Source organism: Trinickia sp. (assembly GCF_051953955.1).
In the GTDB taxonomy this organism is placed as follows: Bacteria; Pseudomonadota; Gammaproteobacteria; order Burkholderiales; family Burkholderiaceae; genus Trinickia.
This window is the reverse complement of the sequence record NZ_JBQCIF010000086.1, coordinates 64,422-78,520: the sequence shown is the minus strand read 5'-3', so window position 1 is coordinate 78,520 and position 14,099 is coordinate 64,422. Positions and strand designations below refer to the sequence as shown.

Below are 14,099 nucleotides of genomic sequence, written 5' to 3'. Positions count from 1 at the left end.
CGCATCACATTCGATGCCAATTGAGAACGCAGATTTTGAATCAGCCAGTTCACTGAGAGGTTGCATCGTCGTAAAAACGATCCAAATCGTTCTTCAATGCGTGCAGCGCGGCGTCGTCGAGGTAGATCATGTGTCCCGTTTCGTAATAGGTCACCCGCAGATTCTTGCGCAGCGATGGTTCTAGCCCCATGTGAGCAAGGTCGTACTCGGTCGCGAAGAATGGCGTCGCAAGATCGAAATAGCCGTTTGCGGATAGCACCTTCAGCCGTGGGTTTTGCCGCATCGCTTCGGCCAGGTCGGCCGCCGCATAGGGCACGTTCAGCGTCTCGCCCCACCAGGCGCGATGCTTCCAGCCCCACGTGTCGAGCACGTGACCATTGAAGACGCGATAGGGTGTTTCGCTCGCGTTCGCATCGTGCAGGTCTTGGGCCAAATGCTGGTGGAATGCGGCATTGAATGCGCTCGAAATGTACTTTTCCGAAGCGTCGAAATCGGGAGAAGAAGAATCGTCGTCATACTCGATGCCCTCGAAGCGGCTATCGTAGCGCCCCACGCTGCGCGCTTGGCCGAGCAGCAGTTGCTTGCGGAAATGAGAGGGCGAGATGCGCAGCCGCGCTCTGACGACGTATTGCGCGTCGAGTCCCGTGTATTGCGCAATGCGCGCGGCGATTGCATCGCGCTCGGCTTCGGGCAAGGCATCGCCTTTTCCGAGCGCGGCCGCATAGGGCCCCGCCGCGAATGCGCGTACTTCGTCCAAAAACGCGGGCAGGTCGGCGGGTTTCGAGGGGCCGAGCTTGTCGTGGTACCAGGCGGTCGCGGCGAACGAGGGCAAGTAGTGCACGTACATCAGGTCGAGCCCCGGCGCACGCGTGCCCGAATTGAGCACCGACGAAAGCAGCACCACGCCGTTCAGCGAGATTTCGTGCTGGCCGAGCCGATAGGCCAGCATGGCCGCCCGTGCGGTGCCATACGATTCGCCGACGAGGAATTTCGGCGAGTTCCAACGATCGTTGACGGTCAGATAGCGATCGATGAACCGGACGAACGCGTCGAGATCGCCATCGACGCTCCAAAATTGCTTGCCGCTGCCGTGGCCCACGACCTTCGAAAAGCCCGTGCCGATGGCGTCGACGAAGACGAGATCGCTCTTGTCGAGCAGCGAATCGGGATTGTCGGTGAGCACGTAGGGTGCGGGCGGCGTGGCCGACGGGCTCGAGGTATGCACGCGTTTCGGGCCGATCGAGCCGATCAGCAAGAACACGCTCGCGGCACCCGGGCCGCCATTGAAAAGGAAGGTAACGGGGCGCGCCGCGCCGCGCTCGGCCTTGCTCGTGTACGCAACGTAGGACATGCTCGCCTCGGGCTCGCCCTTGTCGTCGCGCAGCAATAGGTTGCCCACCGTGGCGTCGTAGTCGAGCCGGCGGCCGTTCAGGCGCAGCGCGTGCTTCGTCATGATCGACGTCTCGCGCGGCACGGGCTCCGCCGCGGCGTTCGTTGCCGCCGAAGCCGAGTGCGGTCCGCTTGCCGCCGGCGCGGCATGGGCGCGTGGATGGACATCGGGCTTTGCGGACGCGGATGCGGGCACGGGTGCGGACAGGGACGTGGGCGCCGATCCGGATACCGCGCCGACCACCGGTTCGGCGGCGTCGCTGCCGTTGTTGCTTTCGTCGTCGGCTAGGGCCAGCCGGCTCGTGCCGACCGTGCAGACCAGTGCGATCGCGAGCGCGGCCATTCGGGCCGTGCGCGTGCCGCGCGGCGAGGGAGGTATAGAGAGACGCAAGCGCATGGCCGCTCCTGAGGTGAGGATCGTTCGTATCCGTCGGCCCCAGATTCTTTACAAAGTCCCGCGCCGCGTCAACGAGGGGCCGCTGCGCACGCAGCGAACTTCGATAAGATGTGGGCGATCGAGACTCTCACCGCAAAGGCGATCGTCATGCCTATTTTTCCGCTTGCCACGAACGATTCCGCCGACGGAAAGCGCAGGCAGCGCGTCGCGACGGTGCTGCTCTACACCGTGCTCGTGGCGCTCGCGCTCTGGATCATTCGATCGTTCATTCCGTCGATCGTCTGGGCGCTCGTCATCGCGATCCTCGTGTGGCCGCTGCTGCAGCGCCTGAGCTCGCCCAAGCAGAGTCCGACGCGCGCGAGCGCCATCGCGTTGGCGATCACCACCGTGGTCGGCTTGTTCATCGTGCTGCCGATCGTGGGTGTTTTCGCCCAAGTGCTGCACGAGACGCATCACCTGATGCACTGGGTCTCCGACCTCGAGGAAAACGGCATCGCCTTGCCGAAGTTCGTGCAGCAGTTGCCTTTCGGCAATCAGATTTCGCAATGGTGGCAAACGAATCTCGCGCGTCCGCTCGAAGGCTCCCCGGCCATGCAGCAGTTGCGCGATAGCCACGTCGCGACGGCCGGCCGCCACTTCGGCTCGCTCGCGGTCCGCGGCGTCGTGCATTTCGGCTTCATGCTGCTGACGCTGTTCGTCGTGCTGCGCTCGGGCCCCCGCGTGTCCGAGCATCTGGCGAAAGCCGTGCGCCGCGTATTCGGTGCGGACGGTACGCACCTTGCGATGCGAATGGCGGCAGCCGTGCGCGGCACGGTGACGGGGCTCGTCGTGGTCGGCATGGGCGAGGGTGCGCTGATCGGCGTGGCCTACTATGCGACGGGCGTGCCTCACTCGGCCGAGCTCGGCCTCGTGACGGCCATCGCCGCGATGGTGCCGTTTTGCGCGCCGGTTGCATTTTGTCTCGTGGCGCTTTGGCTCGTGGTCCACGGCCAGGTGGCCGGCGCCGTGGCCGTGGTGGCGACGGGCAGCGTCGTCGTGTTCTTGGCCGAGCACTTCGTGCGCCCGGGGCTCATCGGCAGCGCGACGCGGCTGCCGTTCTTGCTCGTCTTGTTCGGCATCCTCGGTGGTGCCGAGACATTCGGCCTCGTGGGCCTCTTCATCGGCCCGGCCTTGATGACGGTCTTGACCGTGCTCTGGCACGAGTCCGTGCGGTGAGCCGATCGCGCACCGCGTGCCCGGCCCCGGCGGCAGGGGCCGAGGCCGGCCCTTTCGCTGTCATGCCTTCTCGGGCACCGGAGTCCTGAAGCTCACGTTGAGCAGATTCCATGCGGTGATCGTCACGATGACGAACCCGAGCTCGGCGATCTCCTCTTCGCTGAACCGCGCGCGCAGCCGCGCGAACGCTTCGTCGCTCGGATCGGTGTGAGGCACGCCCGTCACGAGCTCGGCCCATTCGAGCGCCGCGCGCTCGCGCTCATCGAAGAACGGGGCTTCGCGCCATCCGGCCACTGCATTCAGATGCCGAGGATCGGCCTCCATCTTCATCAGATCGCGCCAGTGCATGTCGATGCAAAACGCGCAGCCATTGATTTGCGACACGCGCATCAGAACCAATTCGACGAGACGATGCCCGAGCAGATCGCGGCGCAGCCCCGCCGAAAGCTGCTGCAAGTTGCGAAAAGCCGTTGGCGCGAGCTTGAAGTAATCGATGCGAGCAGTCAGTGACATGGTTTTTCCTCTCCGGTCGTGAGCGGAGCGCCGCCCGGTGCGGCGTCCATGCATTCAAGACGCCGCGTTTCGCGCGCCTGTGACAGATCGCGCGGATTTTTTTGGCCGTCCGGCCGAGGACGAGCCGCCGGGAAAATTTCTTACCATGAGCGACGCAGCTTGTTCTTGTTGTTTACGATAACCGTCGTATAATGGAGGCCTGGTGTCGATACCTCGAGGATTCATCGCGGCGAAGCAGGCCGTGATTGCCGCGCTACAGTCTGGGTTGTTTCAGCATGAAGCGCGTCGCCAGATTGACTTGAAAAATTTGCTTCAGGCCGGTGCGGTGAGTCCCGCCGAAGTCGAAGCCATTGTCCGCCGCGCCAAGGGAAGCGAGCACCAGTGCTCGCCTCATCATCAGGCGCCGTCGGTGGATGTGCACCTGATCGTGTCGCAGGGCTGGTACATCAAGTTTTACTTCATCGACGATCCCGACACGATGTTCATTAGCGTCCACCGGTGATTTTGAAGACTATGAGTACGAGACTTTTTCAGGAAGGCGACAAGAGCCGGGCGATCTGCTCGCACTGCGGCGAACGGGTAAGCACGACTTTCGTGCGCCGGGATGTTCCGTTCAGCGATGGCAAGGGGATCGCGAGGGATATCCTCGTGGCGGTGTGCGACGGTTGCGACGAGGTCGTCGCTACGCCGGCGCAGTCTACTCCGGCTATTCGAGAAGCGCGGCAAAGAGACATCAAATCCGTGGAGGCCCAATTGCCCGCCATCTATATCGATGCACTGGATTTAGCGGCCTACACGCTCGACAGCCAAAGTTCGACCGAATTTCGGAAGGTCTTGATGACCGTCTACCTTCATCGTTTCGCGTCGGGCGAATATCCGATCTCGGGGCTGGTCAAGGGGCTCGCGGCTGCGCAGTCGAGGTACGAGGAAAGCCGAGGCGGTGCTCGCAGGCGCTTGTCGTTGAAAGTCGCGCCGCGCATCGCCGAAGACTTGAACCATCTCGCCAAGGAAACGGCCATGTCCAAGACGGACGTGATCAAGTCCGTGATTTTTCGGATTCAATCGGATGTGTTGGAATCGCGCAAGCCAAGCCTCATGCGAGAGCTCAGCGCGCTCTCGCTGCTCGCGGCATAGTGGGCCGCAGCGGGGCGCTGCAATGCGTGCAACGTCCCCGATTGCGGACTCGGCTTCGCTACCTATCGGTGGCTATCGCTGCCTGCCGCTGCCAAAGCATCCTGTCACTGCGCGAGCGATTGCGGAACATGCGTGAGCTTGTCTGGGTTGCGGACGGAGTAAATCCCGACGACGCGCTCGCCGTCGGTGGCGAATGCCATTGCCGACTCGAGCCTGCCGTCGATGTAGCGCAGCAACCCCGGCTCGCCGTTGATGAGCGCATGGCGGTAAGCCAGCGCCGGGCCGAAGCGCCGCCCGGTGACCCAAAACAGATTGGCGATGCGAAACGCGCCATGTAGCACTTTGGAGACCGCCGGGACTTTGCCGCCGCCGTCGCCCACGAGTTCGACGTCGTCGGACAACAGCGCCTGAATGGCATCCCGCTCGCCCGACTGCGCTGCCCGCATGAATTTCTCGACGACGCGCCGATGCGCGTCGCGCGGCACGGGAAAACGCGTGCGGGTGTGCTGCACTCGCTCGGAGGCGCGATGGACCATTTGCCGGCACGCGGCCTCGCTCTTGCCGAGCAGCGTGGCGATTTCGCCGTAATCGTGATCGAACACCTGGCGCAGCAAGAACGCAGCGCGCTCCTCGGCTGAAAGCCGCTCGAGCACCCAAAGCAGCGCCATGGACAAATCGCTCGCCAGCTCGATGGCGGCTTCCGGCGTGCGCTCGTCGGCCTCCTCGACGAGCGGCTCGGGCAGCCACCAGCCGACATACGCTTCGCGTTCGGCCTTCGCCGCGCGCAAGCGGTCGATCGACAGCCGCGTCACGATCGTGACGAGCCAAGCCTCGGCCGATTGCACCGCCGAGCGATCGGTGTTCTGCTGCCAGCGCAGCCAGGCGTCTTGCACGATGTCTTCCGCGTCGGCGCGGGTGCCGAGCATGCGATACGCCACGGAGAAGAGCCGGGGCCGCAATGCATCGAACGGGTCGGAGGCGGCGAGTGAAGGGGCGGGATCGGTCATCATATCGTCTCGATGAAAAGAGCGTGCACAACGGCGCTCAACCGACCTTAGACGAGTCACGGCGCCGTTTTGTGACAGATCAAGCCCAACGCTCGCTCCCGCGCTCACCCCGGCGCCATCTCTAGCCGCAGGCGGCCATGGTCAATCCGAATTCGCGGGCGAGCAGGCCCGGCAACTCGCTTGGCACCACCGTACGCTTTTCCGTGCGCCCGTGCGAGACGATCTTGAAGCTGTCGCCGCCCAAGATCTTACGGCCGCTCTCGGTCATCAGCACGGCTACGATCATTCGTACGAAAATCGTATCCGGATGCGTCGAATTCAGATAATTCGCCGGAATGAAATCGACCCATTCCTGAGGCGAGAGATCGAATGCATACTGGTTCGCCCATTCTCCGTCGACCTTGGCCCGAAGCAAGTAGAAGCCATCCTCCCCCAAGCTCAGCATGAACGTGTCGTCGTCCTGGGCGATCTGGGCGTCCAACGCGTCGAGGCGCATCGGGGCACGAATGCCATAGCTGCCGAAGCCGAGGTCGCACAGCCAACGTTCGCCTTCGAGCGTGATCACGAGCGCCATATGCGTCCGGGGCCGCCGCGCGGGATAGATCATCGGTCGTGCAGCGACGTATTGATAGCGGATGCCGAGCGATTCCAACGCCATCGCAAACAGGCCGTTCACTTCGTAGCAGTAGCCCCCGCGCTTGCGATTCACGATCTTCTCGACGATGTCCTCCGGCACGAGCGAGACGATCTTGCCGGCCTGTACGTCGAGGTTTTCGAACGGCACCGAGAACAGTTGCCGGCGCATCATGCGCGTAACCGTCTCGATGTCGGCCTTCGGTGTCCCCGTGTAGTCGATGCGATGGAGGTAGTCGGTTAGAGAAAAATTGTCGGCGTGCATAGGCGTGGCCCCTTATCGAATCGATGAAGATAAGTTGTGTGAGCAACGAAAAGCATCGGGGCTCATTGCTGGCGCAGTAAAAATTCCGATGCCACCGAGAGTGCATCGTCGACGGCCTTCGCATCGACGTCCAGATGCGTGACCCAGCGCTGGCGCGTCGCCCCGTAGGTCGATACGACGTTGATCCCGTGCTGTGCCAGGTGCGCCACGAAATCCGGGGCAATCGGCGCCTCTACATCGACGAACACGATGTTCGTCTGCGGTTCGGTCACGGTCAACCCGGGCAGTTGGGCCAGACCTGCGGCAAGGACGCGGGCGTTCGCGTGATCCTCGCTGAGACGCTCGACGTTGTGCTCGAGCGCGTAAAGGCCTGCCGCGGCAAGAATGCCGGCCTGCCGCATCGAGCCGCCGAGCATCTTACGCAGCCGGCGGGCGCGGGCGATCGCCGTTGCAGGGCCGACGAGCACGGAGCCGACGGGCGCGCCCAGGCCCTTCGAGAGGCAGATCGAGACCGTATCGAACGGCTGCGCGAGCGTGGCCGCCGGCACCCCGAGCGCAACGGCCGCGTTGAACAGCCGGGCGCCGTCGAGATGGCAGGACAGGCCGTGCCGCTTGGCTAACGCGGTCGCCGCGAGCACGTAATCGGAGGACAGGATTTTGCCGCCGATCGTGTTTTCGAGCGCGAGCAGGCGTGTACGCGCGAAATGCGGATCGTCAGGCTTGATCGCGGCTTCGATGTCGGCCAGGGCGATCGTGCCATCCGCGGCGTTCTCGAGCGGCTGGGGCTGGATGCTGGCCAGCACGGCGGCCCCACCCGCTTCCCACCGGTAGCAGTGCGCCTGCTGCCCGGCGATGTATTCGTCGCCGCGCTCGCAGTGGATCATCAAGGCGATGAGATTCGACTGCGTGCCCGACGGGACGAACAGGGCCGCTTCCTTGCCGATGATCTCGGCCGCACGCGCTTCGAGCTGCTTGACGGTCGGATCGTCGCCGAGCACGTCGTCGCCGACCACAGCCGAAGCCATGGCCGCACGCATTGCGGCCCCCGGGCGCGTGACGGTATCGCTGCGAAAGTCGTATTTCAGGGCGTGCATCTTGGAGTTCTCCTATCCGGGGTGCCATCAGTGCGCTCATGATGGCATGACCTGCCCGTCGTCCCTATACACAACAGGGCCGAATCTGTTACATAACAGATTTGGCGGATTTTTCTGACGGCCATGGACTCCGGCGAGCACGACACCCCCCTTTACCTTCGGTTGGCGCAACGGCTTCAGAGCGGCATCGAGCAGGCGGCGATGGAGGAGGGCGCACGCTTGCCGTCGGTGCGTACGCTTGCGACGCAGTATGGCGTGAGCATGGCGACGGCGCTGCAAGCCCTGCGCTGGCTCGAGACCCGCGGGCAGATCGAAGCGCGGCCGCGCTCGGGCTACTTCGTCGCACAGCGTCCGCGGCGGGGCAAGCGCGCGGGCGCCGCTGCCGCCGTGAAAGGCGGGGCCGGCCGATGGGCCAAGCCCGCGCCCGAGCTCGACGCGCAGGCGCGCGATCATCTGGCGATCGCGGGCGAGGCGGCGGCCGTGCGGCTCGATCTTGCATCGGCGGAGACATCGCTTTACCCGGTCGAGCGTTTCGGCGTGCTGTTGCGCCGGCTCGCCTATCAGCACCGCGACTTGGTCGGCTCGCACGTGCGCGGTACCGGGTATCCGGCGTTGCGCGCGCAAATCGCGCGGCAGGCGATGCGCTACGCTTGCGAACTCGATCCCGATGAAATCGTCGTGACGAACGGTTGCGTCGAAGCATTGAATCTGGCGTTGCGGGCCGTGGCTCGCCCCGGCGACGTCGTCGCCGTCGAATCGCCGACTTACTTCGTTCTCCTACAGATGCTGCGGGCGCTCGAGATGCACGTTCATCCGATCCCGAGCAAGCCGCGGACGGGCATGGATGTCGATGCATTGAGGCAAGCGCTCGATCGCGGCGTGCCGATCAAAGCCGTGGTGACGGTCGCGAACGGCAACAATCCGCTCGGCAGCGTGCCCGGCGATGCGGCGAAGCGCTCGCTCGTCAAGCTGCTTCGCGAGCGCGACGTACCGCTGATCGAAGACGACATCTTCGGCGATTTGTGCTTCGGCGAAACGCGGCCGCGGCCCGTGCGCGCGTTCGACGATGCGCACGGCAACGTGTTGCTTTGCGGCGGATTCTCGAAGAGCTTATGTCCTGGCTTGCGCGTGGGCTGGATCGCGGGCGGACGGTTCACGGAGCGCGTCAAGGCGCTCAAGTACACGACGAGCATGGCTACGGCCGAGTTGCAGCAGGCGGCCGTGGCCGAGCTATTGGCCACGGGCGGCTACGCGCTGCATCTGCGGCGGCTGAAGGCCGCGCTGCACGGTCAGCAGCGTGCGTTGCGCGAAGCCGTGCTGCGCTATTTTCCAGAGGGCACGCGGGTGACCGATCCCCTAGGCGGGATGGTGCTATGGGCGAAACTGCCCGAGGTCGAGGGGCGCTCGCGCAGCACGCGGGTGCTGTTCGAGCAGGCGCGGACGGAAGGGATCAGTTTCACGCCGGGGCATTTGTTCGGTGAAGGCGATGCGTTCGACGATTGCCTGCGCTTGAATGCCGGCAATCGTTGGACGAGCGAACTCCAGGCCGCCGTGCGGCGCTTGGGCGAGCTTGCGGCGCGCGGAGAGTAAGCAAGGCGCCGGGATCTTCGGGATACCGATCGCGCCGGCCGTCGAGATATCACGGCATCGCGGCCTCAGCGCATCAACTCGTCGAACGCGAGCAGAAGCCGGTCGATGTCGGGCGCGTGGATATCGCCCATCGTCGAAATACGGAACAACTGTTTCGACAAATCCCCTTGGCCTGCATAGATCACGAACCCGCGCGCCTTGAGCGCATCGTGCAGCGGCTCGTAAGCGACGCCGGGCGGCAGGTCGTAAGAGCGCAAGACCACCGACGACTGTTCGGGCGGCAGGACCGACGCGATACCGCGCGAGGCCAGGCCGCTACGCACTTGCTCCGCGAGGGCCGCGTAACGGGCATGCCTCGCCCGCACGCCGCCTTCGTCCTCGAACTCTCGCAACGCTTCGACGAGCGCATAGTACGCGTGCACGGAAGGCGTGAAAGGTGTATTGCGCGCCGCTTGCATGCGCGCGAGGCGCGCAAGATCGAAGTAGTACGCGCGGCTCGTGCCGCGCTCGATCGCCTCGCGTGCGGCGATGACGAACGAGGCGCCCGGCACGCCGTGCAGGCACTTGTTCGCCGTCGCGGCGACGGCGTCGATGTGGGCTTCGTCGAAATCGATGGCCTCCGCGCCAAAGCTGCTGACGGCATCGATCAGCAAACGCACGCCGCGGCTGCCGCAAAGCGCGCCGATCTCGCGCAAGCCGTTGAGCCGGCCCGTCGTCGTTTCGTGATGAACGATCGCAACGTGCGTAAAAGGACCGTCGGTATCGAGGCAGCGGGCGATGGCCGCGGGATCGGGAGCGGCCATCCAATCATGAACGAGCGGGACGTGCTCGATCCCGTACTGTTTCGCCATGGCGGCGATCCGCTCGCCGTACACCCCGTTTTGCACGATCAGCAGCCGGCCTTGCCGCGGCACGAGCGAGGCGATCATGCTTTCGACTGCGCCGGTGCCCGAGGCGGTCATGAGAACGGCCGACCACCTTCGCGGGTCGAGCCGATAGACATTCAGCAAACGGCCGCGTGCTTCGTCCTGCAAGTCGTAGAACTCGCTCTCTCGATGGCACAGATCGGGTTGCAGCAGGCTTTGGCGCACACGCGCCGTCAACGTGACGGGGCCGGGGTTGAGCAGCAGCGTTTTCATTTCGGGGAGTTTCCTCTTGCATGTCTCATGCGGCGCCGATATGGCGCATCAATCGTGCTTTGACGTCGGCGGGAGAGATCGTTGGACGGGGCAGGCCGTCGGGCGTGCCGCGCTTGATCGTCACGCGTGCGAAACGGGGGCCGCTGCGCGTGCCGTCGAGCGGCGGGGCGAGCAGCATGTCGACGAGCGAAAGATCGTCGCCCTCGATCGCCGCGGTGTAACCGCATGCTGCCGCCACGCCGGCGAACGAGACGTGAGCCGAAACGGTCGCTTGCCCTCCTGTGGAGTCGTGTGAGCCGTTATCGAGCAGCAGATGGGTGAGGTTTGCCCCTCCATATGTGCCGAGCGTGGCGAATGCGCCCATGCGCATGAGCGCCGCGCCGTCGCCGTCGAGCGCGACGACGTGCAGGTCGGGCCGCGCGAGGGCGAGGCCGAGCGCGAGCGGCATGACGCAGCCCATCGATCCCACCATATAGAGTTGATTGGGACGATCATCGAGCGCATAGAGCTCGCGTCCGCAAAAACCTGTCGATGCGAGCACGACGGTCGAGTCGATCGGTGTGTGCGCGATCACGCGCTCCAACGCCTCGCGGCGAGACGGCAGCGCGTCGTGGGGTGTGCCATGCCACCGCGATTGCGGCACGCGTGCCGCCGTGCGTGCCGGAACCCTTTCCTCCAGCGGATACGGCGCGACGCTGCCTTTGCGCATGACGAGCGCATAGGGGCGCCCGGTTGCGTCCATGTGCGCGACCGCGCGCGAAAGAGCCGCTTCGATCGCCTGGGCATCGCGAGGAAACGGCTCCCACGGGATTTCCATCGTTTCGAGCAGCGATGGCGTGATCGGCCCCATCAGCGCATGCTGCGGCTCGTCGGCTACGCCGGGCTCGCCGCGCCAGGTCACGATGAGCAGTTGCGGCAGGCGAAACGTCCATGTGAGCGACGTCAACGGGCTGACGGCGTTGCCGAGCCCCGAGTTCTGCATCATCGTGATGCCGCGCTCGCCGTTGCGTGCGCCGAGCGCCACACCTGCGATCAAGGCGACGGCATCGCCCTCGTTCGCGGCGCTCACGTAGCGCAGCGTCGGGTTTTGGAGGACGTAGTTGATGAAAGGCGTGAGAAACGAGCAGGGCACGCCCGCGTACCAGGTGAATCCGCGGCGCCGGGCCGCTTCGACGAATTGTTCCGCTTCGATCATGGCGTCCCACCGTGCCCGTTGCGCGCCATGGCGAACGGCGTTTGAGCATGCGCGAAATCACCCGCGCGCCGGAAGTCTTCGAGGTCGTTCACGCCGCACCAATGTCCGTGGACGTACTGCACTTCGACGGCCTCGCCCACGTCGATCAACGCGTTGATGAGCGCGGGGACGTCGAGGGTATCGAAGTCGGGCTGGCGGCGCAGTTCCGCGAGCATCTCGCGCAGGCGCTCGATGCCGCGCCCGCGAATGCTCAGCAGTCCTATCCATCGTCCGTCGGGCGGCGCCGCGCCGGGCTTGCCGCTGTCGATGCGCTCGAGCAGTGTCTTATGGCCGAACAAGGCCCGGTCGTCGGGCGCCGAGCAATAGGCGAAATCGCGCACGCTCTGATTCGACGTATGCGGCTGCGACGAATCGACGACGACGGTGAACGGTGCATCGCTTTCGACGAGATCGCGCAGGATGTACCCTCGAAAGAGCAAGTCCCCGTAGGAGAGCAGCGTATCGGTCGCGAGATTGCCCGCGTCGACGGCGCAGGCGAGCGAGGCCAGCTCGCCCGTTTGCGCATGACGGTCGTTGACGACGAGCTTGATGCCGGCCGAATCGATCGCATCGGCCCGATATCCGCCGACGACCGTGATGTCGTTGACGCCATGCTTCTTGAACGCGTCGACGAGCCAGCGCAGCAGCGGCTTGCCCGCCACGGGCAGCATGACCTTGGGCCGCTCGGCGGTGACGGCTTCGAGCCCGCGCCCGCGGCTCGCCGCGAGTACGACGGCGGCGCCGTCCTTACGCGATGCCGATAGGTAGAGCCGCTCGGCAGCCGAGTACTCGTCGGCATCCTGCAGCCGGAAAATTTCGTTGACGCTGGCGATCCGCTCCTCGACGTTCACGAGTGTCTCGCTGTCGTGAATTTCCTTGGCGACGGCCTGCATCGACGATGCCGCGGCCCGGATCAGATGATTGGCCCAGATGACCGTGCTGATGCCGGCTTTGCGAAACACTTCCGTGGGCGTGCTGTAGTACTTGGTCGGCACGATGACGAGCGGCGCGCGGCCGGCCCATTCGCGTGCGAACGCGAGGATTTCGTCCGGGCGCGAGAGCTTGCTGTGGATCAGGATGGCATCGGCGCCGGCAAGGCGATAGGCTTCCGCGCGCTCGAGCGCTTCTTGCAGGCCCCAGCCTGCAATCAGCGCTTCGACGCGCGCGACGATCGAGAAGCTGGCTTCGGATTGGGAATCTTTTCCGGCCTTGATCTTGCCGCAAAATTCCTCGACGTCGGCGAGCGGCTGGCGCTCGCTGCCGATGAAGCTATTCGTCTTGGGAAACTGCTTGTCTTCGATGCATACGCCCGCGATGCCCCGTTGCTCTAGCTTGCGCACGAGGCGGCGGACGTTGTTGAAATTGCCGTACCCCGTATCGCCGTCGAGCAGGATCGGCAGGTCACTGGCGTCGGCCATGAATTCCAGCGTGTCGACCACTTGTGTCCAGCTGGCCTCGTTGTTGTCGCGCACGCCGAACTGCGCCGAAATGGCCAGGCCCGACGCCCAGATGCCTTTGAATCCGGCCTCGCGCACGATGCGCGCGGACAGCCCGTTGTGCGCCTCCATGAGGAACTCCAACTCGTCGCTGACGAGCATTTCGCGCAGCCGCTCGAAGCGCGAATGCTTGCTCACTGCTTGTTCGCGTGCGTTCATCGTGCAACTCCCGCCGGTTGTTGCGCAAGGCGGGGCAGTATCGCCGTCTCGGCTCGCGCCACGTCGCCCGGAAAATCGATCTCGATCCACGCAAGGCCCGTCACGTCCGCCACGTCGTAGGAGCGTCCGCCTTCCAGCAGCAGATCGCGCACGGCTTCCTCGTGCGGCAGGTTGTCCCGGCCGGACCGAACGTAGCCGGCCACGATCTCGGCCAGCCGGCGCGCCGTGCTTTCGCAAAAACGGAAGAACCCGATCGATTCGCCGATCGTGTCGTATTGCAGCCCCACGGCAACCTGCTTGCGCAGCTCCACGGGCACGCCTTCCTTCAGGCACAGCTTGACGGGCTCATCGCCCGTTTCGAAGTCTCGATCGATCAGCAGCCGATCGACGCTCGGCCCGGCCACGAGCGCTTGCAAGATGGCGTCGTCGTAGAGAACGTCGGCGTCCATCAGCAACACGTCGCCGCCGCGTGTGAGCGCGTCGGCCATCGTGTGCACGGTCAGCACGCTGCCGAGGTCGTAGCGGTCGTTCAACACGATACGCGGCCGCGGTTGCCATCCGAGGCGATCGAGCTCGGCTTCGACCATCTCGGGCCGGAAACCGAGCGCCAGCTCGATTTCTTCGACGCCGTGCGCGCGCAATGCGCGCAAGTGGCGCTCGAGCAACGTCGTGCCTTGAAAGCGCAGCAAGCACTTCGGAAATTGCTGCTCCGGCGGTTGCTGCAAGCGGAGCCCGAGGCCCGCGGCAAGAATGACTGCTCTCATGTTCTTCTTCTCCTGGCAAATGCCGAGAGGCGACGGAAGACGACGCTGCGTCAATCCGCGTCGATCCGCG

The 14,099-nt window shown here is 64.8% G+C and carries 13 protein-coding genes; 4 read left to right on the top strand and 9 right to left on the bottom strand.

Translation table 11 applies throughout. The annotated features are described in order from the left end of the window. Window positions 1-49: 49 nt before the first annotated feature. Window positions 50-1,786 (bottom strand): S10 family peptidase, encoded by a 1,737-nt coding sequence (locus ACTHNZ_RS16815; RefSeq protein WP_440543668.1) that lies wholly within the window; start codon window positions 1,784-1,786, stop codon window positions 50-52. A 147-nt stretch (window positions 1,787-1,933) separates the two neighbouring features. Here ACTHNZ_RS16815 and ACTHNZ_RS16810 point away from each other — a divergent pair, with 147 nt between their 5' ends. Continuing rightward, window positions 1,934-3,001, top strand: a complete 1,068-nt coding sequence (locus ACTHNZ_RS16810) for an AI-2E family transporter (protein WP_440543667.1) — start codon at window positions 1,934-1,936, stop codon at window positions 2,999-3,001. A gap of 60 nt (window positions 3,002-3,061) precedes the next feature. On the opposite strand, the gene ACTHNZ_RS16805 is transcribed toward ACTHNZ_RS16810, so the two are convergent. Next, window positions 3,062-3,514 (bottom strand): carboxymuconolactone decarboxylase family protein, encoded by a 453-nt coding sequence (locus tag ACTHNZ_RS16805; protein ID WP_440543666.1) that lies wholly within the window; start codon window positions 3,512-3,514, stop codon window positions 3,062-3,064. Window positions 3,515-3,716: 202 nt separating this feature from the next. On the opposite strand from ACTHNZ_RS16805, the gene ACTHNZ_RS16800 reads away from it, so the two are divergent. Continuing rightward, window positions 3,717-4,016: a hypothetical protein gene (locus ACTHNZ_RS16800; protein ID WP_440543665.1), complete on the top strand. Its 300-nt coding sequence runs from the start codon at window positions 3,717-3,719 to the stop codon at window positions 4,014-4,016. A gap of 11 nt (window positions 4,017-4,027) precedes the next feature. Continuing rightward, complete coding sequence (locus tag ACTHNZ_RS16795; RefSeq protein WP_440543664.1) at window positions 4,028-4,648, top strand: hypothetical protein; 621 nt, start codon at window positions 4,028-4,030, stop codon at window positions 4,646-4,648. 104 nt (window positions 4,649-4,752) lie between these two features. Here the strand turns inward: ACTHNZ_RS16795 and ACTHNZ_RS16790 are convergent, their stop codons facing one another. The 3 genes from ACTHNZ_RS16790 to ltaE all read right to left on the bottom strand — a co-directional run bounded on the left by ACTHNZ_RS16790 (window position 4,753) and on the right by ltaE (window position 7,647). Beyond that, window positions 4,753-5,655 (bottom strand): RNA polymerase sigma-70 factor, encoded by a 903-nt coding sequence (locus tag ACTHNZ_RS16790; RefSeq protein ID WP_440543717.1) that lies wholly within the window; start codon window positions 5,653-5,655, stop codon window positions 4,753-4,755. Between the two features lie 121 nt (window positions 5,656-5,776). Next, window positions 5,777-6,553 carry an arylamine N-acetyltransferase family protein gene (locus tag ACTHNZ_RS16785; RefSeq protein ID WP_440543663.1) on the bottom strand — a complete coding sequence of 259 codons (777 nt, stop codon included), beginning with the start codon at window positions 6,551-6,553 and terminating at the stop codon, window positions 5,777-5,779. Window positions 6,554-6,615: 62 nt separating this feature from the next. Continuing rightward, window positions 6,616-7,647 carry a low-specificity L-threonine aldolase gene (ltaE, locus tag ACTHNZ_RS16780; protein WP_440543662.1) on the bottom strand — a complete coding sequence of 344 codons (1,032 nt, stop codon included), beginning with the start codon at window positions 7,645-7,647 and terminating at the stop codon, window positions 6,616-6,618. A gap of 123 nt (window positions 7,648-7,770) precedes the next feature. Between ltaE and ACTHNZ_RS16775 the strand changes: the two genes are divergently transcribed. After that, the gene (locus ACTHNZ_RS16775) at window positions 7,771-9,237 is read left to right on the top strand and encodes a PLP-dependent aminotransferase family protein (RefSeq protein WP_440543661.1); all 1,467 of its coding nucleotides are present in this window, start codon (window positions 7,771-7,773) and stop codon (window positions 9,235-9,237) included. Between the two features lie 65 nt (window positions 9,238-9,302). On the opposite strand, the gene ACTHNZ_RS16770 is transcribed toward ACTHNZ_RS16775, so the two are convergent. Genes ACTHNZ_RS16770 through ACTHNZ_RS16755 form a run of 4 tightly spaced genes read right to left on the bottom strand, consistent with a single transcriptional unit; the run spans window position 9,303 to window position 14,029 of the window. Continuing rightward, window positions 9,303-10,376 carry a 2-aminoethylphosphonate aminotransferase gene (locus tag ACTHNZ_RS16770; RefSeq protein ID WP_440543660.1) on the bottom strand — a complete coding sequence of 358 codons (1,074 nt, stop codon included), beginning with the start codon at window positions 10,374-10,376 and terminating at the stop codon, window positions 9,303-9,305. A gap of 25 nt (window positions 10,377-10,401) precedes the next feature. After that, on the bottom strand, window positions 10,402-11,571 hold the full coding sequence (aepY, locus tag ACTHNZ_RS16765) for a phosphonopyruvate decarboxylase (RefSeq protein ID WP_440543659.1): 1,170 nt from the start codon (window positions 11,569-11,571) through the stop codon (window positions 10,402-10,404). Beyond that, entirely contained in the window at window positions 11,568-13,265 is a 1,698-nt protein-coding gene (aepX, locus tag ACTHNZ_RS16760) for a phosphoenolpyruvate mutase (RefSeq protein ID WP_440543658.1), read from the bottom strand. Before aepX ends, aepY begins: the two co-directional genes overlap by 4 nt. After that, a complete protein-coding gene (locus tag ACTHNZ_RS16755) occupies window positions 13,262-14,029 on the bottom strand; it encodes an NTP transferase domain-containing protein (protein ID WP_440543657.1) in 768 nt (255 codons plus the stop codon). Before ACTHNZ_RS16755 ends, aepX begins: the two co-directional genes overlap by 4 nt. Window positions 14,030-14,099 lie beyond the last annotated feature (70 nt).